Genomic DNA, 23,892 nt, shown 5'->3' with positions numbered 1-23,892 from the left:
AAGACCGGCACGCCCCGGAGTCACCCCCGGTTCTCACCCCGGGTCAGGCGGGCAGCAGTGCGCCGGAGAGTTCCGCGCGGATGCGCTCGACCACCTCGTCGACCGTGCCCCGGCCGGTGAACCCGGCCGCGAACCGGTGCCCGCCGCCGCCGAGCGCCATCGCCACCCGGCTCACGTCCACCGCGCCCTTGCTGCGCAGCGAGACCGCCCACTCGGCGTCGCCGGCCTGCTTGACAACGCAGCTGACGTCCGCCTCGGCGGTGCAGCGCACCGAGTCGATCAGGGCCTCCAGCACGTACGCCGGCTGGTCGTGCCGGGCCAGGTCGGCGCGGGTGGCGTAGGTCCAGACCAGCCCGCGCCCGGCGGCGGCCGCCGGCTCCAGCCGGGCCCGGCCCAGCACCTCGCCGAAGAGGCGGACCGCGCCGAACGGCCGGGTGTCGAAGACCTTCCGGGAGATCTCCCCCGGCCGGATCCCGGTGGCCAGCAGCCGGGCCGCCAGCTCGTGCACGGCCGGAGTGGTGGCCTCGAAGCGGAACGAGCCGGTGTCGGTGCTCAGCGCCACGTAGAGGCAGGCCGCGATCTCCGCGTCCAGCGCCACCCCGAGCCGGTCCAGCAGCCCGAGCGCGACCACCGAGGTGGCCGCCGCGTGCCGGTCCACCAGGTGGATGCCACCGAACCCGGTGTTCGAGGCGTGGTGATCCAGCACCAGCGCGCTGCCCGCCTTGTCCAGCCGGTCGACCAGGTCGCCCAGCCGGGACTCGCTCGCCACGTCGAAGCAGATCACCAGGTCCGGATCGGGGTACGCGTCGTCCGGCGCCACCAGCAGGTCGGAGCCGGGCAGCCAGCGGAACGGCTCGGGCACCTCCGGCGGCCCGGGGAAGGTCGCCTGGAGCTGTCGTACGCCGAGCCGGCGCAGGCCCAGCCCGAAGCCGAGCATGCTGCCCAGCGCGTCGCCGTCCGGGTTGACGTGGCAGATGAGCAGCACCCGCGCGGTGGCGGGGAGTTCGCGTACCGCCGCGACGGCGGCCGCCCAGTCGGTGTCGGTCGGGCCGGCACCGGCCGGCGAGCCGCCCGCGGCGGAACCGGTCACCGGCGGTCGCCGCCGCGCGACTCGTCGACCGCGGCCTCGGTGTCCTCGGCCTCGGTCTCCTCGACCTCGGCGTCCTCGTCCTCCACCCGGTACGGCTGGGGCTCGCCCGCGTACTGGGCCTTGGCGGCCAGGCGCTGCACCTCGGCGTCGGCGTTGCGGGCCGCCGCGAGCAGGTCGTCGATGTGCTTGACCTGGTCCTGCACGTCGTCGAGGACGAAGGTCAGGGTCGGCGAGTGGCGCAGCCCGAGCGCCTTGCCGACGGTGCTGCGCAGCAGGCCCTTGGCGCTCTCCAGCGCGGCGGCGGTGCTGGCCTGGGCCGCCGCGTCACCGAGCACCGTGTAGAAGACGGTCGCGTCGCGCAGATCGGCGGTGATCCGGGCGTCGGTGATGGTGATCATGCCGAGCCGGGGGTCCTTGATCTGGCTCCGCACCACCGACGCGACCAGTTCACGGATGCGCTCCGCGTGCCGGCGTACCTTGGCCGGATCCGTCATGTCCCCCACCTCCAGGGCTTCGTGCCTGCTACGACGACTCCGGCTCGGCGCGTCTGACGCCGCGCCGCTACGACGACTTCAGTTCGGCGCGTCTGACGCCGCGCTGCGACCTGAAGCCGTCGCTGGAGCCGTCGGCCGGAGACGGACGGCGCGGGCGCCGCCGGGTCCGACCGCTCAACATCTCGAACACTACCCGCGCGATCGCCGCCCCCGCGCGGGGCCGCCGGTGCCGCCGGTGAGCGGCCCGGTCAGTCCTCCTCGCCGTGCAGGCGGCGGCGGACCGACAGCAGTTCGACCTCCGGCCGGGCGGCCACCAGCCGCTCGCAGGAGTCGAGCACCTCGCGGACGTGCGCCGGCTCGGCGGCCACCACGGCCACCCCGATCTGCGCCCGGCCGTGCAGGTCGAGCGTCCCGACCTCGGCGGCGGAGACCTCGAACCGGCGCAGCGCCGCGACGATCGGCCGGACGTACGACCGCTTGGCCTTCAGGGACCGGGAGTCCCCCGGGAGCAACAGGTCGAACTGCGCGGTTCCGGTATACACGGCGAGCAACGGTACGGCAGGAGCAGCTCCCCGGTCACCCGTTTTCCGGCGACGGCTCCAGGTCGCCGCGCGGCGTCGGACGCGCCGAGCCGGAGTCGCCGTCGGACGCGACCGCCACCACCACGTCCCGCTCGATGGCCTGGTCGACCCGGTGCGCGAGGTCCCCCCAGCCGGGCCCGTCCACCACCCGTAGGCCGGCGTCGGCCAGCACCGCCTCGGCCGCCGCCCGGGGGGCGACGTGGGTGTTCCAGGACAGCCCCAGCGCCCCGCCCGGTCGGAGCAGTTCCCGCCAGACCGGCACGGCGGCGGTGAGCAGATCCAGGGGGCTGCGGGACAGTCCCGCGTCGGTCCGGCTGCCGTGCGCCACCCCGTACGGGGCGTCGGTGACGATCACGTCGGCGCAGCGGGCACGGAGCACCTCGCGGGCCCGGGTGGTGTCGGTGTGCAGCACGGTGACCCGCTGGGTCGCCCCGGCCCGGTGCGCGTCCCGGGACGGCGCGAGGACCGCCTCGAAGCGCCGGGCCAGGAGCCTGCGGTCCCGCCGCACCGGCACCGTCTCGGCGGTGTGCTTGAGCCGCTTGCGGCGCAGCCAGGTACGCAGGAACGCCGCGTACGCGTCCACGTCCTTGCCGTCCTGCTCCACGCCGATGCCGTCGTAGCCGTACATCAGCGCCTGGTTGAGGGTGGTGCCCCGGCCGCAGAGCGGGTCGAGCACCACGAGCGGCGCGTCCAGCATCCGGGGCGCCGACGCCGACGCCAGCAGGGTGACGTTGAGCAGCAGCCGGGTGAACTGCTCGTTGGTCTTCCCGGCGTACTTGGGGATGGTGATGAGGTCGGAGTCGTACCGGGCCAGAGGGTGCAGCGGCACCGGCCGGAGCAGGTCGTCACCGACCCGCTCGAAGAGCGCGTACGCCGCCGACAGGTTGGCCAGGTGGGCCAGGTCCCGCGCGCCGAGGCCGGGCTCCGGGACGGCGAAGGTCAGGTACTCCACCCCGCCGATCCGCTCCACGGCGGCGTCGACGGGCGCCGCGTCGAGCACCCCCGACCCGGCGAACACGGTCAGCTCGGCCCGGGCCAGCCGGGCGGCCGCGTCGGCGTAGACGCGGTTGGCGGAGGGGGCGAGGAGAAGCGCGTACCCGATCACGCCGGAGATTGTCGCAGCCTGCGGAAACGGCGACGGCCGGGGCCCGAAGGCCCCGGCCGTCGCCGTGTTCACACCGCTCAGGCGCGCGGCTTCTCCCGCATCTCGAAGGTCTCGATGATGTCGCCGACCTGGACGTTGTTGTAACCGCCCAGCGTCAGACCACACTCGAAGCCTTCGCGGACCTCGGTCGCGTCGTCCTTGAACCGCTTCAGGGAGCTGATCGTGAGGTTGTCCGCCACGACCGCCCCGTCCCGCAGCAGCCGCGCCTTGGCGTTGCGGCGGATGAGGCCGGACCGGACGATACAGCCGGAGATGTTGCCGATCTTGGACGAGCGGAAGACGTCGCGGATCTCCGCGGTGCCCAGCTCGACCTCCTCGTACTCCGGCTTGAGCAGACCCTTGAGCGCGGCGTCGATCTCCTCGATGGCCTGGTAGATGACCGTGTAGTACCGGATCTCCACGCCCTCGCGGTCGGCGATCTCGCGGACCTTGTTGGCGGCCCGCACGTTGAAGCCGATGATCGTGACCGCCTCGGACGAGGCGCTCGCGAGCATGACGTCGCTCTCGGTGATCGCACCCACGCCCCGGTGGATGATCCGAAGCTGGACCTCCTCCGGGATGTCGAGGTTGAACAGCGCGTCCTCGAGGGCCTCCACGGAGCCGGAGACGTCGCCCTTGAGCACCAGGTTGAGCGAGGTCTTCTCGCCCTCCTTGAGCTGCTCCATGAGCGTCTCGAGAGTGGCCCGGCCGCGGGAGTTGGCGAATGCCGCCGCCCGCCGTCGCGCCTGCCGCTGCTCGGCGATCTGCCGCACGGTGCGGTCGTCCTCGGCGGCCAGGAAGGTGTCACCCGCACCCGGCACCGTGGTCAGACCCAGCACCATGACCGGACGCGCCGGCCCGGCCTCGTCGACCGGCTTGCCGTTCTCGTCCAGCATGGCCCGGACCCGGCCGTGCGCCCCACCGGCGACGATCGAGTCGCCGGCCCGGAGGGTGCCCTTCTGCACCAGCACGGTCGCCACCGCACCACGGCCCTTGTCCAGGTGCGCCTCGATGGCGACACCCTGCGCCGGCCCGTCGATCGGAGCGGTCAGCTCCAGCGACGCGTCGGCGGTCAGCAGCACGGCCTCGAGAAGCTCCTCGATGCCGATGCCGGGCTTGGCCGCCACGTTGACGAACATGGTGTCGCCGCCGTACTCCTCGGCGACCAGGCCGTACTCGGTCAGCTGCTGGCGGACCTTGTCCGGGTTCGCCTCCGGCTTGTCGACCTTGTTGACCGCGACCACGATCGGCACGTCCGCCGCCTTGGCGTGGTTGAGCGCCTCGATGGTCTGCGGCATCACGCCGTCGTCGGCCGCCACCACCAGGATCACGATGTCCGTCACCTGGGCACCACGGGCACGCATGGCGGTGAACGCCTCGTGACCCGGGGTGTCGATGAAGGTCACCGCGCGGTCCACGCCGTCGTGCGGGACGTGGACCTGGTAGGCGCCGATGTGCTGGGTGATGCCACCCGCCTCGCCGGCCACGACGTTCGCCTTGCGGATCGCGTCGAGCAGCTTGGTCTTACCGTGGTCGACGTGACCCATGACGGTCACCACCGGCGCACGGCTGACCAGACGCTCCGCCGCGACCTCGGCGTCGAGGTCGATGTTGAACTGCGCGAGCAGCTCGCGGTCCTCGTCCTCCGGGCTGACGATCTGCACGTCGAAGCCGAGGTGCTCACCCAGCAGCAGCAGGGTGTCGTCGGAGCAGGACTGCGTCGCGGTCACCATCTCGCCCAGGTTGAACATCTCCTGGACGAGCGAACCCGGGTTGGCGTTGATCTTGTCGGCGAAGTCCGACAGCGAGGCGCCACGGGACAGCCGGACGACCTGACCCTGACCGCGGGGGGCACCCGAGGACATGGTCGGGGCCGACAGGTTGTCGAACTCCTGTCTGCGCTGCTTCTTCGACTTGCGACCACGGGTCGGCCGGCCACCCGGACGCCCGAAGGCACCCGCGGCGCCACCGCCACGGCCACGACCGCCACCACCCGGACGGCCACCGCCGCCGGCCGGAGCACCCGGGCGGAAACCGCCACCGGGAGCGCCACCGCCGCCACCGGGACCGCCGCGGAAGCCACCGCCGCCGCCACCGCCACCGGGACCGCCGCGGTAACCACCGCCGCCGCCACCGCCACCGGGACCGCCGCGGAAACCACCGCCGCCGCCACCGGGACGACCCGCGCCGCCGCCACCGGGACCGCCACGACCGCCACCGGGACCGCCGGGGCGACCCGTGGTCGGCCGCTGGCTCGGCATGGAGGCCGGGCTGGGCCGGGGCGGCATGGAGGCCGGGCTGGGCCGCGGCGGCATGCCCGCCGGGCTCGGCCGGGGACCGCCCGCACCGGCGGCCGGGGGCCGCTGCTGCTGGCCACCCTGGATACCGAACGGGTTGTTGCCGGCGCCGCGCGCCGGCGGACGACCGCCCGGCCGGGCACCCGGACCCGGGGTCGGGCCACCGGGACGGCCGGCGGCCGGGGCACCCGGACGCGGCGGCGCCGCGTTCGGACCCGGACGCGGCCCCGGACGGGGACCACCCTCGGTCGGGGGCTCGCGGCGGACGTTCTCCCGCTGCTGCTGGCGGGCGGCCTGCGCGGCCTTGACCGCGGCCTCCTGCTCAGCCTTGAGTGCGGCGGCGCGCGCCTCGGCGGCCGCCACTTCGATGTCGTGCGCGCTCGCCGGCTTGGCGACCGGAGTCGCCGGCTGCGGCGGGCCGGGGACCGGGCCCTTGGGCTTCGGTCCAGGGGTCGGCGCGGCCGGCCGCCGGGGCGGCATCGGCTTGGCCGAGACCCGGGGGGCGCCCGGGGTCGGGGACGGCGTCGGGGTCGTTGCCGGGCTCGGTGCGGCCGCCGACGGGGCGGCCGACGCCGCGGAACCACCGGCGGACGCGACGAATGCGCCACGCAGCCGTCGGGCGACGGGCGCCTCGACGGTGCTGGACGCGGACTTCACGAACTCGCCCATCTCCTTGAGCTTGGCGAGAACGGTCTTACTCTCGACCCCGAGCTCCTTGGCGAGCTCGTGTACGCGGGCCTTTCCTGCCACTGCACTCCTCACTCCGAGGTCGTGCGGGCAGCACCCGCAGCGACCTCACTCGTGCACTTGAAGCCTGGTCATTTCAGGGACTTCATCGTGTGCTCATGTCGGTCGTCCTACCTTGCTAGCGACCCTCGACCGGTCGGGTTGACCGGTCGTCGGGGTTTGCGCGTCAACGTGCTCCGCGAGCACACCGTGGTCGACGACCCCGGTGATGCGCAGTGCCCGCCCGAAGGCGCGGCGCCGCACCGCCTGCGCGAAGCAGGCCGGATCCGGGTGCATGTTCGCTCCCCGACCCGGCAGTCTGCGCGCCGGATCGGGCCGGAGGCTGTAATGACCAGCCTCGTCGCCAACCGCGACGATTCGCAGCAACTCGCTGGCCGGCGCTCGCTTCCGGCAGCCCACACAGGTGCGCTCCGGCAGCGCGCGTCGTACCACTGGAGGAAGTCTACCCCTAGCTGCTCGAGATCGCGCCGCCCGCCTCGGGAACGTGATCAGCTCCGCCCCGGCCGGCCGCTCCGCTCTGCTCCGCGTCGGAGCGGATGTCGATCCGCCAACCGGTCAACCGGGCCGCAAGCCGGGCGTTCTGCCCTTCCCGCCCGATCGCCAGCGAGAGCTGGAAATCCGGGACGGTGACCCGGGCGGTCCGGCTGGCCAGGTCGACCACCTCCACCCGGAGCGCCTTGGCCGGCGAGAGCGCGTTGCCGACGAAGGTGGCCGGGTCGTCCGACCAGTCGATGATGTCGATCTTCTCGCCGTGCAGCTCGCTCATCACCGCGCGGACCCGCTGGCCCATCGGGCCGATGCAGGCGCCCTTGGCGTTGACCCCCGGAGCCGTCGACCGCACCGCGATCTTCGTCCGGTGACCTGCCTCACGCGCGATGGCGCCGATCTCCACGGTGCCGTCGGCGATCTCCGGGACCTCCAGGGCGAAGAGCTTCTTCACCAGGCCCGGATGCGACCGGGACAACGTGATCTGCGGGCCGCGCATTCCCTTGGCCACGTGCACCACGACGCAGCGGATCCGCTCGCCGTGCACGTACCGCTCGCCGGGGACCTGCTCGGACTGGGGCAGGACGCCCTCCAGCTTGCCCAGGTCGACGCTGACGATGCCCTTCTCGGCCCGCGCCTCGTGCGCCTGCACCACGCCGGTGACCAGGTCGCCGTCGCGGCCGACGTACTCGCCGAAGTGCACCTCGTCGGTGGCCTCCCGCAGCCGCTGGAGGATCACCTGCTTGGCGGTCATGGCCGCGATCCGGCCGAAGTCGTGCGGGGTGTCGTCCCACTCCCGGACCACGGTGCCGTCGGCGTCCACCTCCTGGGCGTACACCGAGGCGGTCCCGGTCTTGCGGTCGATCTCCACCCGGGCGTGCGGCTCGGCGCCGTCGGTGTGCCGGTAGGCGGTCAGCAGCGCGGTCTCGATCGCCGCGAGGATCGTGTCGAACGGGATCTCCCGCTCGCGCTCCAGTGCGCGCAGCGCCGCGAGGTCGATGTTCACCTCTCCTCGTCCTCCAGATCTTCGTCGTCGTCGATGTCGGTGTCGTCACCGAAGTCTTCGTCGGCCACCTCGTCCAGGCGGTTGAACTCCACCTGGACCCGGCCGGGTCCCAGCTCGGCGTACGGGTGCTCCACGCGGCCGGCGTCGGTCTCCAGCGCCACGCGCTCGTCGTCGCCGGCCGCGATCCGGCCGGTGACCTGCCGGTCCCCTTCGGGGCCGTGGACGGTCACCTTGACCAGCCGACCGGCGTTGCGCCGCCAGTGCCGGGGCAGGGTGAGCGGGCGGTCGACGCCGGGCGAGCTGACCTCGAGCTGGTACTCGCCGGCCACGATGTCGCCGCCGGCCTCCTCGGCGGCGTCCAGCGCCGCCGAGACCGCCCGGGAGACGTCCGCGACCGCGTCCAGGTTGATCCCGCCGTCGGCGTCCACGATCACCCGGACCACGTGCCGGCGGCCGGCGCGGGACACGGAGAGGTCCTCCAGGTCGTAGCCGGCGGCGGTGACCACCGGCTCGATCACCTCGCGCAGCCGGGCCCGGCGCGCGTTCAGGTCGCCGCGGGGTGCGCCGCCCCGGTCCGCGCCACGGGGGCCGTCGGGCCGGCGGGGTCGCCCGGAGGGCCCCGTCGCCCGGGTGGCACGGCCACGCTGCGTCATTCGGCGCACCTCTCTGCTGTTGCCGCGGGCACGGAGGCCCGTCGTGTCGCTGCTCGGGCGAGCCGGGTCGGCCCGCCATGCCGGCACGCCACCGGGGCGTTCGCGCCCGGTGGCTGCGCAGAGCGTAACGCGCGGGCCGGGCGGCGGCCCGGGCGGCGCACCGACAGCCACTGGCCCACAGGACGGCGGAGATGGTGTTGACTTGTCCGGTGGCGACCGGCAGAACGACATCGAACCAGGGCGCACCGGGGCATTCCCGGCGGACGCTGCTGCGCGCCGGGGCCCTGGTGGCGCTCGGCGGCGCGGCCGTGCCGCTGACCGGCTGTGATCTTTTCGACCGCGACGAAAAGTCCCGGCCCCCGGATCCGCTGGAACCGCTCGCGGCCGAGGCCACCGCGTTGGAGGCCCGCTATCGGGCCGCCGCCTCCGCCGTCCCGGCGCTGGCCGAGCGGCTCACCGCGATCGCCGACGCGCACCGGGCGCACGCCGAGGAGTTGCGCAAGGTGATCGGCCGGCCGGCCCCGTCCGGCAGCCCGGCCGCGGGCCCGTCGGGAGCCGCCATGGACCCGGACACGGTCCTGACCGAGCTGCGGCAGGCCGAGCAGGAGGGGCGGGAGAACGCCGCGAAGGCCTGCGCCGCCGCGCCCGCCGAGCGGGCCGCGCTGCTCGGCTCGATCGCGGCGGCCCGGGCGACCCACGTGGAGGCGTTGAAGTGAACCCGACCAGCGGCCCGGCCCAGGCCCTCGGCGACGCGCTCGCCGCCGAGTACGCGGCGATCTGGGCGTACGGGGTGATCGGCGTGCACCTGACCGGGGCGGCCCGCACCGCCGCCCGCACCGCCGAGGCGGCCCACCGGTCCCGCCGGGACGGCCTCATCCTCCAGCTCAGCGCCGGCGGGGGCCAGGTCCCGGCCGACCGGGCCGGCTACGCGCTGCCCTACCCGGTGACCGACCGGGCGAGCGCGCTGAAGCTGGCCGTGGAGGTCGAGGAGCGGACCGCCGGCCACTGGCGGGCGGCGCTGCCGCACACCACCGGGGCGGACCGGAACAAGGCCCTCGCGGCGCTCACCGACTGCGCGCTGCGGGCCACCCGCTGGCGGCGCACCGCCGGGGTGACCCCGGTCACCGTTCCGTTCCCCGGCCGGCAGGCCTGAGCGGAGGCCCCGGTCACCCGCCGGAACCCTGCGGTTGCGGACCGCATACCAGGTATGCATACTCCACGCCATGTCCATCCGCCACGGCCTGCTCGCCCTGCTCGAGCGCGGCCAGATGTACGGCTACCAGCTCCGCTCCGCGTTCGAGGAGTCGACCGGATCGACCTGGCCGCTGAACATCGGGCAGGTGTACACCACCCTGTCCCGGCTGGAACGCGACGGCCTGGTCCGCTCGCTGCCGGAGAGCGACGGGGGGCAGCGGCCGTACGAGATCACCGACGCCGGGCGGGCGGACCTGGCGCTCTGGTTCGCCACCCCGATCAGCCGGGCCGACCGGCCCCGCGACGAGCTGTCGATCAAGCTGGCCCTGGCCCTCACCACGCCCGGCGTGGACGTCCGCGCGGTGGTGCAGACCCAGCGCAGCGCCACCATGCGGGCCCTGCAGGAGTTCACCCGGTTGAAGTACGCCAGTGACAAGCCGGAGGACCTGCCCTGGCGCCTGGTGCTGGACGCGATGATCTTCCAGGCCGAGGCCGAGGTCCGCTGGCTCGACCACTGCGAGACCAGCCTGGTCCGCCACCGCCCGGCGCCGAGCCGGCCGGTCACCCACCCGGAGGCGGTGGACCGGGCCGACGAGGAGGCCCGCCGGTGACGGCGGCCGGCACGGCGGGAGGTGACCCGATGGGCGGAGTGCTGGAACTGCGGGCGGTGCACCGGACCCACGGCTCCGGGGAGGCGACCGTGCACGCGCTGCGCGGGGTGAGCCTCACCGTGTCGGCGGGCGAACTGGTGGCCGTGATGGGCCCCTCGGGCTCCGGCAAGTCGACCCTGCTCGCGCTGGCCGGCGGGCTGGACCGGCCGACCGGCGGCGAGGTGCTGGTCGAGGGGGAGTCCCTCGGCGGCCTGCCGGCCCGCGACCTGGCCCGGCTGCGCCGCCGCCGGATCGGCTACGTCTTCCAGGATTTGAACCTGCTCGGCAGCCTCACCGCCGCGGAGAACGTGGCGCTCCCCCTGGAACTGGACGGCGCCGGCGTCCGGGCGGCCCGCCGGCTGGCCCTGGCCGCGCTCGCCGAGGTGGACGTGGCCGGGCTGGCGGACCGGTTCCCCGACCAGATGTCCGGCGGCCAGCAGCAGCGGGTGGCGATCGCCCGGGCCCTGGTCGGCGAGCGCCGCCTGGTCCTCGCCGACGAGCCCACCGGCGCGCTGGACTCGCAGGCCGGTGAGGCGGTGCTGCACCTGCTGCGCCGCCGGGTGGACGCGGGCGCGGCCGGGGTGCTGGTCACCCATGAGGCGCGGCACGCCGGCTGGGCGGACCGGGTGGTCTTCCTCCGCGACGGGGTGCTGGTCGACTCGACGGCCCCGCTGATCGGCGTCGAGCACCTGCTCAGCGGCAGCGGTCGGTGAGCCGGGGCCGGCTGGCCGCCACGGTCGGGTCGTGGCGGACCGCGCTGCGGATCGCCCGGCGGGAGGCCCGCCGGGCCCGTCGGCGTACCGCCCTGGTGCTCGTGATGATCGCGCTGCCGGTGCTCGGGCTGAGCTTCGCCGCGGTGAGCTACGACATGGCCGAGCTGACCCGGGCCGAGCGGATGGACCGGCAGCTGGGCGGGGCCGACGCGGAGCTGCGCTGGATCGACCTGAACGCGATCGCCCAGGACGCCTGGGGCGAGAGCTCCTGGCCGGTCGAGGGCGACCCGGTGCCCCGGAGCCGCGCGGTGACGGCCGACGAGCTGCGGGCGCTGCTGCCCGCCGGCAGCCGGCTCACCCGGCTGCGCCGGTGGGTGCCGTTCGAGGTGCGGATCGACGGGAAGACCGAGTCGTTCGACGCCCGCGCCGTCGACCTGAACGACCCGCTCAGCCGGCCGCTGGCGACCCTGCGCGAGGGCCGGCGGCCGACCCGCCCCGACGAGATCGCGATGAGCCCGGCCGCGCTGCGCCGGCTGGACGCGCGCCTGGACGAGCCGGTGCGGACCGTCGACGGCACGACCTACCGGGTGGTCGGGGTGGTGGAGTTCCCGGACAACCTGCGGGAGGTTGTCGCGCTCCGGCCGGAGATCCCACCCGGTCCGCTCGCCGCAGCCGATGAGAACTGGCTCGTGGACCTGCCCGGGCCCGTCGACGCGGCGCTGGCCGACCGGTTGAACGCCCGCGGCATCCTGGTGGCCGCCCGGACCCCGCTGCCCGGACGGGACGAGATGGCCACCGGACCGGACCTGCCCGACGCCGAGGAGGCCGGCAACGCGGTGCTGGTCGGCGGGCTCGGCCTGCTGGAGGTGGTGCTGCTGGTCGGCCCGGCCTTCGCGGTCGGCGTCCGCCGCCGTCGGCGGGACCTCGCCCTGGTCGCGGTCGCCGGCGGGGACGCCGCGCACCTGCGCCGGATCGTGCTCGCCGACGGGGTGGTGCTCGGCGCGGGCGGGGCCGCCGTCGGCCTGCTGCTCGGCGTCGGCGCCGCGTTCGCCGGCCGGCCGCTGGTCGAGCAGTACGTGATGGGCGCGCGGTCCGGGGCGTACCGGCTCTTCCCCTCGGCGCTCCTGGCGATCGTGGCGGTGGCGGTGCTGGCGGGCGTGCTGGCCGCGCTCGCCCCGGCCTGGGCGGCGGCTCGGCAGGACGTGGTGGCCGGGCTGGCCGGCCGGCGGGAGCCGCCCCGGCCACGCCGCCGCTGGCTGGTGCTCGGGGCGCTGCTCACCGTGGCCGGCGCCGCCCTGGCCGCGTACGGCGCCACCCGGACCACCCCGACCGGGGTGCTGGCCGGGTTGGTCCTGGGCGAGCTCGGGCTGGTCTTCTGCACCCCGACGCTGATCGGGCTGCTGGCCCGGACCGGCCGGCTGCTGCCGCTGGCGCCCCGGCTGGCGTTGCGCGACGCCAGCCGCAACCGCTCGTCGGCCGCGCCGGCCATCTCGGCGGTGATGGCGGCGGTCGCCGGCAGCGTGGCGCTGGGCGTCTACGTGGCCAGCGACGACGCCCGGCAGCGGGCGGCCTGGCAGCCCGGCCTGCCCCCGGGCAACGTGCTGCTCCAGCGCACCGACGGGCCGGCCACCGGCGCGCTGCCTCCGGCCGGCGAGGTGGCGGAGCGGGTCCGGGCGGTGCTGCCGTCCGCCACGGTGGTCCCGCTCGCCGCCCTGGAGTGCGCCCGGCCCGCAGGCCCGGAGGACTACTGCGTCGCCAGCGCGATGCGCCCGCCCGAGCAGCTCTGCCCCTACGAACCGATCGATCCGATCGACCCCGTGTCCACCGCGGCGCGGACCGACCCGCGCTGCGTCCGGCCGTTCCGTGAACCGAGCGACCTCTACCTGCCGACGCTGGTGGACGACGGGACCGGGCTGCCCGCGCTCACCGGCGCCCCGGCCGGGGAGGTGGCCGCGGCCCGCCGGACCCTCCAGGCGGGCGGGGTGGTGGTCACCGATCCCCGGCAACTGGTGGACGGGCGGGTGCGGGTGGAGGTCAGCCACGGCTCGGAGGGCCTGGCGGCCGCCGGCACACTGCCCGGGTACGTGCTGCGCGGCGGCCTCCCGGTGGACCGGCTGGTGGTCTCCCCTGCGGCGGCGGCCACGCTCGGCCTCGTCGCCGTGCCGCTGGGCTACCTGGTCGACACCGTCGACCCGCCCACCGCCCGCCAGCGGGACCGGCTGGCGACCGAGCTGTCCGGGGTCGCCCCGCTGGCGGTCCAGGTGTCGGCGGCCGGGCCGCCGTCCGACCAGCGCCCGCTGCTGCTCCTGCTGGCCGGCGCCGCCGGCCTGATCACCCTGGGCTCGGCCGCGGTGGCCACCGGCCTCGCCGCCGCCGAGGGCCGCCGGGACCTGTCCACCCTCGCGGCGGTCGGCGCCGACCCCCGGGTACGCCGGATGCTGTCGCTCTGCCAGGCCGGGGTGATCGCGGTGCTCGGCTCGGTGCTCGGCATCCTGGCCGGTCTCGGCTCCGCGGCCATCATCCTGGTCTCGCTCAACCGGCGGTACGCGCAGTCCTGGCCGGTGGAGCCGCCGTACCCGCTGGTGGTGCCCGGGTCGACCCTGACCGTGCTGGTGGTGGTGCCGCTGGTGGCCATGCTCGGGGCGGCCCTGCTCACCCGGTCCCGGCTGCCGGTGGAGCGCCGGCTGGACTGACGGCGCTCGATCCGGTCGGACCGGTCGGGGGGTGTCGCCGGCGGGGTGCGGGGCGGCACACTGGGCGGGTGTCCGCCCTGGGATCCCTCACCCGTCGTCTCGGTCACCAGAAGTGGTTCGCCGCCACCATGCGTCTGTTCGTCCCCGCCGACCGGCTGGTCGGCCGGCTGACAAAGGGGCGGGTGGTCGCCTTCGGGCTGGTGCCCTCGCTGGTCCTCACCACCACCGGCCGCCGCTCCGGCAAGCCGCGCAGCAACCCGCTGCTCTACGTGCCGGACGGCGACGCCTACGTGGTGATCGGCTCGAACTGGGGGCAGCAGCACCAGCCCGCCTGGTCGCTGAACCTGCTCGCCCAGCCGGCCGCCGAGGTCGACGTCAAGGGGCGCCGGGTCCCGGTGCGCGCCGAGCCGGTCAGCGGCGCGGAGCGGGAGCGGCTGTTCGCCCGGCTGGTCGACGAGTGGCCGGCCTACCGCACGTACGTGGAGCGGGCCGGCGGCCGGGAGATCCGGGTGTTCCGGCTGGTCCCGGTGGGCGAGCCGGCCACCTGACCCCGGGCGCGGCGAGCCGGCGCGCCCGGTCCGGCTGGCTAGGGTGGAGATCGGTCGACGCGTGCCGGGCCGCCGCCGGGTGAGGCGCGCGCGGAACGGAGGTGGACCGTGGACGCCAGCGGCGCCGAGCTGGACACCGACCGGTACCTGGACGATCCGCGCTGGCGGGTCGCCGAGCGGGTGGGCGACGCGGCGCTGCGCCGGTTCCCGGCGGACATTCTCGCCGTCGCGGTGCACGGCCCGCTCGCGCACGGCGACGACGACGGCGGCGGGACCGGCGAGGTCGGGCTGCTGGTGGCCACCTACCGGCCGGGCGGCGGGCCCTCCCCGGCCACCCGCCGGGTGGACGGCGTGCTGGTCGACCTCACCGTGGCCGGGGCGGACGACTACGTGCGGCAGGCCACCACCATCACCGCGCTCTGGCCGCTCACCGCGGACCGGTACGTCACCACCCGCGCCCTGCACGACCCGACCGGCTGGCTGCGTACCCTCCGCGACGAGCACCTGGCCCGGCTGGCCCGGGCCCGGCCGGCCGAGTTCAGCGCCGCGGCCCGGCAGGCCTGGTACCGGGGCAGCGCGGCGCACGCCCGGGCGCTGCGGCTGGCCGAGTGGTACGAGACCGACCCGGCGTTGCTCATGCTCGGCGAGGCCCGGCTGGCCGCGGCGACCGTGCAGGGCCTGCTCAGCCGGACCTACTTCCGCGATCCCGGCGACGCGGTGCGGCGCACCGGCCTGGCCGGGGCCGACATGACCGAGGTGGGCACGGTGCTGGCCCGCCAGGCCGAGGAACTGGCCGCCCGGGGCCGCCCGGTCGACGGCACCGTGGACGAGCTGCTCGGCGGCTGAGGGCCGCCGGGCTCGTCAGCCGATCCCGCCCTGGATGCCGATCAGGGCGCCGACCAGATAGGTGGCCCCGGCCGCGAGGGCGCCGAGCAGCAGCTGCCGCAGCCCGCTGGACCACCAGGTGCGGTTGGTGAACCGGGCCACGATCGCGCCGGCCACGAAGAGCCCCACCCCGCCGACGCCGAGCGCCAGCGCCAGGCTGGTGAAGCCGAGCAGGTAGGTGATCAGCGGCACCAGCGCGCCGACCGAGAAGCAGAGAAACGACGAGATCGCCGCCGCCCACGGGCTGGGCTGCTCGTCGGGGTCGACGCCCAGCTCCTCCCGGACGTGCATCCGCAGCGCCTCCTCCGGGTTGCGCCGGACGGCCTCGGCGACCTGCGTGGCCAGGTCCCGGGGCAGCCCCCGGGCCACCCACGCGTCGGCCAGCTCGCGGGCCTCCGCCTCGGGGTGCCGTTCCAGCTCGCGCCGCTCCTTGGCCACCTCGGCGGCCACCTGCTCGTTCGCCGAGCGGACGCTGGTGTATTCGCCCAGCCCCATCGAGATGGCGCCGGCCACCAGCCCGGCCGCGCCGGTGAGCACGACGCTGTGCGGGGAGACTCCGCCGCCGCCGACGCCGGCGATCAGCGCGATGTTGGTGACCAGCCCGTCCATCGCCCCGAACACCGCCGGCCGCAGCCAGCCGCCGGACACGTCCGCGTGGTGCGCCTCGCGCAGCGCCGCCGGGGTCTCGGTCACGGCAGGGTCAGGATCTCGTAACCGTCGTCGGTCACGACGATGGTGTGCTCGAACTGCGCCGTCCACCGGCGGTCCTTGGTGACCACGGTCCAGCCGTCGTCCCACATGTCGTACTGGTGGGTGCCGAGGGTGATCATCGGCTCGATGGTGAAGGTCATCCCGGGCTCCATCACGTCGGTGGGGCGCGGGCTGTCGTAGTGCGGCACGTAGAGGCCGCTGTGGAAGGACTCGCCGATGCCGTGGCCGGTGAAGTCGCGCACCACGCCGTAGCCGAACCGCTTGGCGTACGACTCGATGACCCGGCCGATCACGTTGATCTGCCGGCCCGGGGCGACCGCCTTGATGCCGCGCATCATGGCCTGGTGGGTCCGCTCGACCAGCAGGCGGGCCTCCTCGCTCACCTCACCCACGCAGAAGGTGGCGTCGGTGTCGCCGTGCACCCCACCGATGTACGCGGTCACATCGACGTTGATGATGTCGCCGTCCTGGAGCACGGTGGAGTCCGGGATGCCGTGACAGATCACCTCGTTGAGGCTGGTGCAGCAGGACTTCGGGAAGCCCTTGTAGCCCAGCGTCGACGGGTAGGCGCCGTGGTCGCAGAGGAATTCGTGGACCACCTTATCGATCTCGTCGGTGGTGACCCCCGGCTTGCAGTGCTCCCCGGCCAACTGCGTGGCCTGGGCGGCGAGCCGGCCGGCGATCCGCATCTTCTCGATGGTCTCCGGCGTCTGCACGTGCGAGCCGCGCCACTCCTGGGGGCGCGTCTTGCCCACGTACTCGGGACGCGGGATGTGGGCGGGAACCGCCCGCCACGGGGAGAGCGTGCCTGGGGTCAGCGGCGCACGGACGGTCATGATTACAGCCTATCGCCGCACCCCTGGTGACCCCCGCCACGGCCCGCTCGCCCGGGTTGTTGCCGCGCCGCAACCGCTGTGCCATTGTTGCTCCGTGGATCAAGGGGGCGCACCGCCCGTCTTCTCCGCGACCGCGGAGCTCGACGGTGATCAACTGCGCGTCCGGGTGGCCGGCGAGGTCGACATGGCGACCGCCGACACCATGTACCAGACCGTCCTCCGGGAGCCCGTCCGGCACGTCACGCTCGACCTGCGGGCGGTGACCTTCTTCGACTCGGCCGCGATCCACGCGGTGGTCCGGCTGGCCCAGCGCTTCCCCGGCACGCTCACCGTGCTGCCGTCCCGGCAGGTTCGCCGGGTGCTGGAGATCTCCGGCCTGGGCGAACAGGACTGGCTGCCGCCGGTCTGAGCCGCCGCCGCGGCCTCAGTCCGCCAGCCGCCGGCGCAGGACCAGCTCGGTGCCGTCGTCCGTGCGGGTCACGGTCATCTCACCGAGCGCCTGGATCAGCGCCAGCCCCCGGCCCCGGAAGCTCGACCCGCTGGACTCCCGCCACCGGCCGCTGTCGCGGATCGTGGCGATCACCGTGCGACCCTCGATGGTCACCTCGACGCCGATCATCGGCTCGGCCGGGGCGACCGGGTGCTCGATGGCGTTGGCGGCGGCCTCGGAGATGGCCACCGTGAGGTCGAACAGGTCGGTCTCGCCGACGTGGTGGGCGACCAGGAAGTCCTCCAGCCGCTTGCGCAGCACGCTGAGCCGGGTCGGGTCGGCCGGCAGCCGCAGCGCGAAGCGGTTCAGCTCGGTCGCCTCCAGGGCGAGCACCGCCACGTCGTCGTGCCGGGTCCGCCCGGCGACCCGCTCGACCACCGCGTCGACCAGGTCGGCCACGTGCTCCCCCTGGGTGGTCGCGTCCGCCCGGAGCTGGCCGAGCCCGGCGTCTATGCCGGCCTGCCGGTCCTCGATCAGCCCGTCGGTGTAGAGCAGCAGCCGGCCGCCGGGGGCCAGCTCGCCCTCGACGGTCCGGTACGTCGTGCCGGGGATCGCCCCGACCGGCGGTCCGAGCGCCCGGTCGTGCAGGAACACGGCGTCGTCTCCCTGGATCAGCAGCGGCGAGGGGTGACCCGCGCTGGCGTACCGGAGCCGGCCGGTGCGCGGGGAGAAACGGAGGCAGACCACTGTGGCGAACGAGCCACCCTCGGTGGAGCCGACCAGCCGGTTGAGCCGGGTCAGCGCCTCGCCCGGGTCGTAGCCCTCCAGCACGTACGCCCGCAGCGCGTTGCGGAGCTGGCCCATGGCGGCGGCCGCCCGCACCCCCTTGCCCACCACGTCACCGATCACCAGCACGAGCTCGTCGTCGGCGGCCCCGATCACGTCGTACCAGTCGCCGCCGACCTCGACGTCGGTGCTGCCCGGCAGGTAGCGGCTGGCCACGACGGCGCCGGGGAGCTGCGGCAGGGTACGCGGCAGCAGGCTGTGCTGGAGGGTGGTGGCGATCCGGTGCTCGGCCTCGTAGAGCTGCGCGTTCTCCAGCCGTACGCCGACCAGCCGGGCCAGCTCGGTGAGCGCCGCCTGCTCGGTGCCGCCGCCCTCCCGGCGCCAGACCCGCAGCTCGCCGAGCTGCTCGTCGGTGGTGCCGGTCAGCGGCAGCACCACCGACGGCTCGGCGGACACGTCCCCGCCGCCATCCGCCTCGTAACGGGCGCCGGTGGCGGTGACCACCACCCGGGCGGCCTCGGCCAGGCTGAGCGCGTGCCGCGCGGCGACCCGCACCACGTCGCCGGTGGAGCGGGCGGTGTTGATCGCCACAGCGGCGTCGGCGAGCGCCCGCAGCCGGCGGATGATCTGGCCGCGGAGCTGGCCCAGCTCGACGTTGGCCCGGACCCGGGCGATCAGCTCCTGGCTGGAGAAGGGCTTGGTGAGGTAGTCGTCGGCGCCGACCGAGAGCCCGGCGACCTCCTCCGCCGCGCCCGCCCGGGCGGAGAGCAGCACGATCGGCAGGTGTCGGGTGACCGGGTTGGCGCGCAGCGCGGTGACCAGCCCGAAGCCGTCCAGCCGGGGCATCATCACGTCGGTCAGGACCAGGTCGAACGGGGAGTCGACGGCCAGCCGCAGCGCCTCCACGCCGTCCGGCACGGCGACCACCTCGTACGACGGGGAGAGCAGCCGGCTGACGTGCTCGCGCAGGTCGGCGTTGTCGTCGGCGACCAGGATCCGGCCCGCCCCGCCCGGCACACCAGCCAGCTCCGGCAGCCCGCCGGGCCGCGCCACCTCGTCGGTCCAGAGCTCGGTCTCGGCGACGTGGAGCCGGGCCTGCTCCGGCTCGCCGGGTGGCGTCGGGGCGAGCGCGGCCACCCGGTCGGCGGGCAGGTGCGCGTACCCGAACGGCACGGTGACCCGGAACGTGGTCCCCCGGTCGACGACGCTGTCCGCCTCGACCGTGCCGCCGTGCATCTCGACCAGCTCGCGGACCAGGGCGAGACCGATGCCGGTGCCCTCGTGGGTGCGGGCTCGGGCTCCGGGCACCCGGTGGAACCGCTCGAAGACGTGCAACAGCTCCTGCGGCGCGATGCCGACCCCGGTGTCGGCGACCTCCAGCACGGCGACGTCGTCGCGGGCGCGGACCCGGACCCGGATCTCGCCGTCGAAGGTGAACTTGACCGCGTTCGACACCAGGTTGAGGACGATCTTCTCCCACATGTCCCGGTCGACGTAGACCGGCGCGGGCAGCGGCGGGCAGTCCACCACCAGGCGCAGCCCGGCCCGCTCGGTGGCCGAGCGGAAGGTGCTGGCCAGCCGGGAGGTGTAGTCGGCCAGGTCGGTGGGCTGGTAGCGGGCGGCCAGCCGGCCGGACTCCAGCCGGGAGAAGTCGAGCACGGTGTTGACCAGCTTGAGCAGCCGCAGCGCGTTGCGGTGCATCACGGCGAGCCGGTCGAGGTAGGCATCGGGCAGAGCGCGGTCGGCGAGCAGGTCCTCCAGCGGCCCCAGCACCAGGGTGAGCGGGGTGCGGAACTCGTGGCTGACGTTGGCGAAGAAGTTGGTCTTGGCGCGGTCGAGCGTGGCCAGCTCGGCGGCGCGGGCCTGCTCCTGCTCGTACGCCCGCTGCTTGCCGACGGCCCGGGAGACCTGGGCGGCGACCAGGTCGACGAAGTGGCGGTAGTCGTCGGTGAAGGGCAGCCGGCGGGCCACCCCGAGCAGCAGCACGCCGGCCGGCTCGTTGACGGCGGTGAGCGGCAGCAGCAGCGCCCGGTCGGCGGCGTCCGGCGGCACCACCCCGGGCAGGTCCGCGGTGGCGACCCAGCGGGCCGCGTCCGGGGTGTCGCCGGCGCCGAGGGCCGGTGGCCCGCCGGCAACCGTGCTCAGGTCCACCCCGGCGCAGCCGGCCAGCGCCGGGACGCCGTCCTCGTCGTGCAGCCAGATGGCGCTGAACGGCACGTCGGCCCGGCGCCGGTCGAGCACCCGGGCCACGGAACGACCCAGCTCCAGGGTGCTCCGCACGTCGGCCAGCTCGGTGCCCAGCTCGGCCAGGGTCCGCAGCCGGCGCTCGCCGACCACCCGCCCGGTGGTCTCGTTGACGAAGCAGAACACGCCGCTGACGCTGCCGTCGGCGTCCCGGATCGGGTCGTACGAGATGTCGAAGTAGACGTCCTCCAGGAAGCCGTGCCGGTTCAGCACGAAGGGGTGGTTCCCCGCCTGGTACGGCACGCCCGTGCGGCGTACCCCGTCGAGCAATGGCCCGAGGACGTCCCAGGTCTCCGCCCAGTACTCGCGGGCGGACCGGCCGATCGCGGCCGGGTGCTTGTCGCCGATGGTCGGCCGGTAGGCGTCGTTGTAGAAGGCCAGGTAGTCCTCGCCCCAGAACAGGACGATCTGCGCCCGGGACGAGAGCATGGTGCTGATCGCGTGGGCGAGCGCCGGGGGCCAGATGTCCGGGCCGCCGAGCGGGGTGGTGGACCAGTCGAAGCCGCGCAACCGCTCGCCCATCTCGCCGCCGGCGGCGAACGCCGCGGTCAGCAGTGGAGAGAGTTTCGCCTCCCCGGTCCCCGAGGACGAATGACGATCGTCCCCGCCCCCCTGGGCCGAGCCCATGCAACCTCCCGCTCGGGCCAATGTCCACGACGACCGGCGCGATCACGCCGGTCGTCCCCGCCTACTACCCCGACGGAGGAGCAACGTAACGCATACCGACGGTGGGACGCTGGTTACCTACGCCTCATCCTGACGCAACCGGCGGCCGGCGGCGAGTCGGGCGGGGCCGGGGGCCGGCCGGAGCGGTGTCGGCCGCCGCGCGGACCAGGGCGGCGACCGGCCGGGGATCGGCGTCGTTCTCCGGGTGCCACTGCACGCCGAGCAGGAAGCGCCGCGCCGGATCCTCCAGCGCCTCCACCACCCCGTCGTCGGCCCAGCCGGTCACCGCCAGGCCGCCCGGGTCGGCGACCCCCTGATGGTGGTACGAGTTGACCCGCTCCACCCCGGCCATCACCGCCCCGGCCAGGCTGCCGTCGGCGAACCGGACCGGGTGCGACCCGTACACCCCGGGGGCGGGGCGGTGGCCGTCGTGCCCGACCACGTCGGGCAGGTGCTGGTGCAGCGTGCCGCCGTGGGCCACCGCGAGCAGCTGCATGCCCCGGCACACGCCGAGCACCGGCAGGTCGGCGGCGAGCGCGGCGGTCAGCAGCGCCAGCTCGCCCGCGTCCCGGTCCGGCCGGCTCTCGGTGCGCGGGTCGGGCGACCGGCCGTACCGCTCCGGGCCGACGTCGGCGCCGCCGGCCAGCAGCAGCCCGTCCAGCACCCGCAGCACGTCGGCGTCGGCGTCGTCCGGGGGCAGCACCACGGCCCGGCCACCCGCCGCCGTCACGGCCCGGACGTACGCCTGCGGCACCAGCGCCGCCGGCACGTCCCGCCACACCGCCCAGCCGGCCGGCTCGACGTACGACGTGATGCCGATCACCGGCCGCCGGCTCATAGGGGGGTCACGTACGCGCCGGTGATCCCGCCGTCCACCACGAACTGCGCGGCGGTCATGAACGAGGCGTCGTCGCTGGCCAGGAACGCCACCGCGGCGGCGATCTCCTCGGGGTTGCCGAACCGGCCCATCGGCACGTGGACGAGGCGGCGGGCGGCCCGCTCCGGGTCCTTGGCGAACAACTCCAGCAGCAGCGGGGTGGCGACCGGGCCGGGGCAGAGCGCGTTGACCCGGATGCCCTCCCGGGCGAACTGCACGCCCAGCTCCCGGGTCATCGCCAGCACCCCGCCCTTGCTCGCCGTGTACGCGATCTGCGACGTCGCCGCCCCCATCAGCGCCACGAACGAGGCGGTGTTGATGATCGAACCCTTGCCCTGCCGCCGCATGTGCGGGATGGCGTACTTGCAGCAGAGGTAGACGCTGGTGGTGTTGACCCGCAGCACCCGCTCCCAGGCGTCCAGCCCGGTCTCCAGGATCGAGTCGTCGTCGGGCGGCGAGATGCCCGCGTTGTTGAAGGCCACGTCCACCCGGCCGTGCCGCTCGGCCACCCCGTCGAAGAGGTCCCGGACCGCCGCCTCGTCGGCCACGTCGGCGGCGACGAACTCGCCGGCCACCTCGTCGGCGGCCCGCTTGCCCGCCTCGGCGTCGATGTCCACGCAGACCACTCGGGCCCCCTCGGCGGCGAACCGCCGCACCGTGGCCAGGCCGATGCCGCTGCCCGCCCCGGTCACCACGGCGACCCGGTCCTGAAGCCGTCCCTGCATCTCACTCCTCCGTGCTGATGAAGACGTTCTTGACGTCGGTGAAGGCGTGCAGCGCGTCCGGACCCAGCTCTCGGCCGAGGCCGGAGCGCTTCATCCCGCCGAACGGGGTCCAGTAGCGCACCGAGGAGTGCGAGTTGACGCTGAGGTTGCCGGCCTCGACCGCCCGGGCCACCCGGACCGCGCGGCCCACGTCCCGCGTCCAGATCGAGCCGGAGAGCCCGTACTCGGTGTCGTTGGCCAGGCGGATCGCGTCCGCCTCGTCGTCGAACGGGAGCACCGAGACCACCGGGCCGAAGATCTCCTCCCGCCAGTGCCGGTCGGCCGGGGAGTCGGCGAGCAGCACGGTCGGGGCGTACCAGAAGCCGGCGCCGTCGGGGCGGGCGCCGGTGAAGGCCACCTTCGCCCCGTCGACGTACCCGGCGACCCGGTCCCGGTGCCCGGCGGAGATCAGCGGGCCCATCTCGGCGCTCTCGGCGGCCGGGTCCTCCACCCGGAACGCGCGCACGGCCGGTTCGAGCAGTTCCAGGAAACGGTCGTACACCGATCGCTGGACCAGGATCCGGGAGCGGGCGCAGCAGTCCTGGCCGGCGTTGTCGAAGACCGCGGCCGGGGCGGTGGCCGCCGCCTTCGCCAGGTCGGCGTCGGCGAAGACCAGGTTGGCGGACTTGCCGCCCAGCTCCAGCGTCACCCGCTTCACCTGGGCGGCGCAGCCGGCCATGATCCGGGTGCCCACCTCGGTCGACCCGGTGAAGCAGACCTTGCGGACCGCCGGGTGGGTGACGAACCGCTCGCCCACCACGCTGCCCTGCCCGGGCAGCACGGTGAACACGCCCTCGGGCAGGCCGGCGTCGAGTGCCAGCTCGGCCAGGCGCAGCGCGGTGAGCGGGGTCAGCTCGGCGGGCTTGAGCACCACGGTGTTGCCGGCGGCGAGCGCGGGGGCGAAGCCCCAGCCGGCGATGGGCATCGGGAAGTTCCACGGCACGATCACGCCGACCACGCCGAGCGGTTCGTGGAAGGTGACGTCGAGCCCGCCGGGCACCGGGATCTGGTGCCCGGTCAGCCGCTCCGGCGCGCCCGCGTAGTAGTCGAGCACGTCCCGGACGTTGCCGGCCTCCCAGCGCGCGTTGCCGATGGTGTGGCCCGCGTTGCGCACCTCCAGCAGCGCCAGCTCCTCCCGGTGCGCGTCCACCACGGCGGCGAACCGCCGCAACAACCGCGCCCGGTCCCCCGGCCCCACCGCCCGCCACGTCTCGAAGGCCGCCGCCGCCCGCCCGATCGCCGCGTCCGTCTCCGCGAGCGAGGTCGCGGCGACGTTCGCCACGACCTCCCCCGTCGCCGGGTTCCGCACCTCACTCACGCGCTCCGCCCTCCCTCTCCTCGCCGATCTTGCAGTTGCTGCCCGGACAAAAACCGCTCATCGGCGCTGACCGCGGGCC

At 75.0% G+C, this 23,892-nt stretch carries 22 protein-coding genes; 8 read left to right on the top strand and 14 right to left on the bottom strand.

Annotated features, from left to right (window positions below):
• Window positions 1–43: 43 nt before the first annotated feature.
• The 8 genes from AB0F68_RS16385 to rimP form a co-directional block, all read right to left on the bottom strand.
• Window positions 44–1,090: a bifunctional oligoribonuclease/PAP phosphatase NrnA gene (locus AB0F68_RS16385; RefSeq protein WP_357338249.1), complete on the bottom strand. Its 1,047-nt coding sequence runs from the start codon at window positions 1,088–1,090 to the stop codon at window positions 44–46.
• Entirely contained in the window at window positions 1,087–1,584 is a 498-nt protein-coding gene (gene rbfA, locus AB0F68_RS16380) for a 30S ribosome-binding factor RbfA (RefSeq protein WP_357338247.1), read from the bottom strand. Before rbfA ends, AB0F68_RS16385 begins: the two co-directional genes overlap by 4 nt.
• Window positions 1,585–1,832: 248 nt before the next feature.
• The gene (locus AB0F68_RS16375) at window positions 1,833–2,126 is read right to left on the bottom strand and encodes a DUF503 domain-containing protein (protein ID WP_357338245.1); all 294 of its coding nucleotides are present in this window, start codon (window positions 2,124–2,126) and stop codon (window positions 1,833–1,835) included.
• 34 nt (window positions 2,127–2,160) lie between these two features.
• A complete protein-coding gene (locus AB0F68_RS16370) occupies window positions 2,161–3,270 on the bottom strand; it encodes an SAM-dependent methyltransferase (protein ID WP_357338243.1) in 1,110 nt (369 codons plus the stop codon).
• A 77-nt stretch (window positions 3,271–3,347) separates the two neighbouring features.
• The gene (gene infB / locus AB0F68_RS16365) at window positions 3,348–6,356 is read right to left on the bottom strand and encodes a translation initiation factor IF-2 (protein ID WP_357338241.1); all 3,009 of its coding nucleotides are present in this window, start codon (window positions 6,354–6,356) and stop codon (window positions 3,348–3,350) included.
• 93 nt (window positions 6,357–6,449) lie between these two features.
• Entirely contained in the window at window positions 6,450–6,785 is a 336-nt protein-coding gene (locus tag AB0F68_RS16360) for a YlxR family protein (RefSeq protein WP_357338239.1), read from the bottom strand.
• Between the two features lie 16 nt (window positions 6,786–6,801).
• Window positions 6,802–7,845 (bottom strand): transcription termination factor NusA, encoded by a 1,044-nt coding sequence (gene nusA, locus AB0F68_RS16355; protein ID WP_357338233.1) that lies wholly within the window; start codon window positions 7,843–7,845, stop codon window positions 6,802–6,804.
• Window positions 7,842–8,498 carry a ribosome maturation factor RimP gene (gene rimP, locus AB0F68_RS16350; protein ID WP_357338230.1) on the bottom strand — a complete coding sequence of 219 codons (657 nt, stop codon included), beginning with the start codon at window positions 8,496–8,498 and terminating at the stop codon, window positions 7,842–7,844. The genes nusA and rimP overlap by 4 nt, the downstream gene beginning before the upstream one ends.
• 266 nt (window positions 8,499–8,764) lie before the next feature.
• Between rimP and AB0F68_RS16345 the strand changes: the two genes are divergently transcribed.
• From AB0F68_RS16345 to AB0F68_RS16315, 7 genes are all read left to right on the top strand, one after another.
• Entirely contained in the window at window positions 8,765–9,214 is a 450-nt protein-coding gene (locus tag AB0F68_RS16345) for a hypothetical protein (RefSeq protein WP_357338290.1), read from the top strand.
• The gene (locus tag AB0F68_RS16340; protein ID WP_357338222.1) at window positions 9,211–9,651 is read left to right on the top strand and encodes a ferritin-like domain-containing protein; all 441 of its coding nucleotides are present in this window, start codon (window positions 9,211–9,213) and stop codon (window positions 9,649–9,651) included. Before AB0F68_RS16345 ends, AB0F68_RS16340 begins: the two co-directional genes overlap by 4 nt.
• A gap of 70 nt (window positions 9,652–9,721) precedes the next feature.
• Window positions 9,722–10,303 (top strand): PadR family transcriptional regulator, encoded by a 582-nt coding sequence (locus AB0F68_RS16335; protein ID WP_357338219.1) that lies wholly within the window; start codon window positions 9,722–9,724, stop codon window positions 10,301–10,303.
• 29 nt (window positions 10,304–10,332) lie between these two features.
• Complete coding sequence (locus tag AB0F68_RS16330) at window positions 10,333–11,055, top strand: ABC transporter ATP-binding protein (RefSeq protein WP_357338216.1); 723 nt, start codon at window positions 10,333–10,335, stop codon at window positions 11,053–11,055.
• Window positions 11,052–13,748 carry an FtsX-like permease family protein gene (locus AB0F68_RS16325; protein WP_357338214.1) on the top strand — a complete coding sequence of 899 codons (2,697 nt, stop codon included), beginning with the start codon at window positions 11,052–11,054 and terminating at the stop codon, window positions 13,746–13,748. Before AB0F68_RS16330 ends, AB0F68_RS16325 begins: the two co-directional genes overlap by 4 nt.
• 68 nt (window positions 13,749–13,816) lie before the next feature.
• Window positions 13,817–14,296, top strand: a complete 480-nt coding sequence (locus tag AB0F68_RS16320; protein WP_357338211.1) for a nitroreductase family deazaflavin-dependent oxidoreductase — start codon at window positions 13,817–13,819, stop codon at window positions 14,294–14,296.
• Window positions 14,297–14,404: 108 nt separating this feature from the next.
• Window positions 14,405–15,142: a nucleotidyltransferase domain-containing protein gene (locus AB0F68_RS16315; RefSeq protein ID WP_357338209.1), complete on the top strand. Its 738-nt coding sequence runs from the start codon at window positions 14,405–14,407 to the stop codon at window positions 15,140–15,142.
• A 15-nt stretch (window positions 15,143–15,157) separates the two neighbouring features.
• Here the strand turns inward: AB0F68_RS16315 and AB0F68_RS16310 are convergent, their stop codons facing one another.
• Both AB0F68_RS16310 and map read right to left on the bottom strand, forming a co-directional pair.
• Window positions 15,158–15,874 carry a VIT1/CCC1 transporter family protein gene (locus AB0F68_RS16310; RefSeq protein ID WP_357338206.1) on the bottom strand — a complete coding sequence of 239 codons (717 nt, stop codon included), beginning with the start codon at window positions 15,872–15,874 and terminating at the stop codon, window positions 15,158–15,160.
• The gene (gene map / locus AB0F68_RS16305) at window positions 15,871–16,728 is read right to left on the bottom strand and encodes a type I methionyl aminopeptidase (protein ID WP_357338204.1); all 858 of its coding nucleotides are present in this window, start codon (window positions 16,726–16,728) and stop codon (window positions 15,871–15,873) included. The genes AB0F68_RS16310 and map overlap by 4 nt, the downstream gene beginning before the upstream one ends.
• A 94-nt stretch (window positions 16,729–16,822) precedes the next feature.
• Here map and AB0F68_RS16300 point away from each other — a divergent pair, with 94 nt between their 5' ends.
• The gene (locus tag AB0F68_RS16300; RefSeq protein ID WP_357338201.1) at window positions 16,823–17,137 is read left to right on the top strand and encodes an STAS domain-containing protein; all 315 of its coding nucleotides are present in this window, start codon (window positions 16,823–16,825) and stop codon (window positions 17,135–17,137) included.
• Between the two features lie 15 nt (window positions 17,138–17,152).
• On the opposite strand, the gene AB0F68_RS16295 is transcribed toward AB0F68_RS16300, so the two are convergent.
• The 4 genes from AB0F68_RS16295 to AB0F68_RS16280 all read right to left on the bottom strand — a co-directional run bounded on the left by AB0F68_RS16295 (window position 17,153) and on the right by AB0F68_RS16280 (window position 23,813).
• The gene (locus AB0F68_RS16295; protein ID WP_357338194.1) at window positions 17,153–20,815 is read right to left on the bottom strand and encodes a SpoIIE family protein phosphatase; all 3,663 of its coding nucleotides are present in this window, start codon (window positions 20,813–20,815) and stop codon (window positions 17,153–17,155) included.
• Window positions 20,816–20,939: 124 nt separating this feature from the next.
• A complete protein-coding gene (locus AB0F68_RS16290; protein ID WP_357338191.1) occupies window positions 20,940–21,692 on the bottom strand; it encodes a gamma-glutamyl-gamma-aminobutyrate hydrolase family protein in 753 nt (250 codons plus the stop codon).
• Window positions 21,689–22,456: a 3-oxoacyl-ACP reductase gene (locus AB0F68_RS16285; RefSeq protein ID WP_091268577.1), complete on the bottom strand. Its 768-nt coding sequence runs from the start codon at window positions 22,454–22,456 to the stop codon at window positions 21,689–21,691. Before AB0F68_RS16285 ends, AB0F68_RS16290 begins: the two co-directional genes overlap by 4 nt.
• 1 nt (window position 22,457) lies before the next feature.
• Window positions 22,458–23,813: an aldehyde dehydrogenase family protein gene (locus tag AB0F68_RS16280; protein ID WP_357338187.1), complete on the bottom strand. Its 1,356-nt coding sequence runs from the start codon at window positions 23,811–23,813 to the stop codon at window positions 22,458–22,460.
• Window positions 23,814–23,892: the final 79 nt, after the last annotated feature.

Origin of the sequence: Micromonospora sp. NPDC023966 (genome assembly GCF_040639095.1) — a bacterium.
Taxonomy (GTDB): Bacteria; Actinomycetota; Actinomycetes; order Mycobacteriales; family Micromonosporaceae; genus Micromonospora.
This window is presented reverse-complemented; position numbering and strand designations above follow the sequence as displayed.

Coding starts and splice junctions, on each gene's coding strand:
- rimP (WP_357338230.1), bottom strand. CDS start 8,498: ATGACGCAGCGTGGCCGTGCCACCCGGGCGACGGGGCCCTCCGGGCGA.
- AB0F68_RS16285 (WP_091268577.1), bottom strand. CDS start 22,456: ATGCAGGGACGGCTTCAGGACCGGGTCGCCGTGGTGACCGGGGCGGGC.
- AB0F68_RS16335 (WP_357338219.1), top strand. CDS start 9,722: ATGTCCATCCGCCACGGCCTGCTCGCCCTGCTCGAGCGCGGCCAGATG.
- rbfA (WP_357338247.1), bottom strand. CDS start 1,584: ATGACGGATCCGGCCAAGGTACGCCGGCACGCGGAGCGCATCCGTGAA.
- AB0F68_RS16295 (WP_357338194.1), bottom strand. CDS start 20,815: ATGGGCTCGGCCCAGGGGGGCGGGGACGATCGTCATTCGTCCTCGGGG.
- AB0F68_RS16290 (WP_357338191.1), bottom strand. CDS start 21,692: ATGAGCCGGCGGCCGGTGATCGGCATCACGTCGTACGTCGAGCCGGCC.
- map (WP_357338204.1), bottom strand. CDS start 16,728: ATGACCGTCCGTGCGCCGCTGACCCCAGGCACGCTCTCCCCGTGGCGG.
- AB0F68_RS16330 (WP_357338216.1), top strand. CDS start 10,333: ATGGGCGGAGTGCTGGAACTGCGGGCGGTGCACCGGACCCACGGCTCC.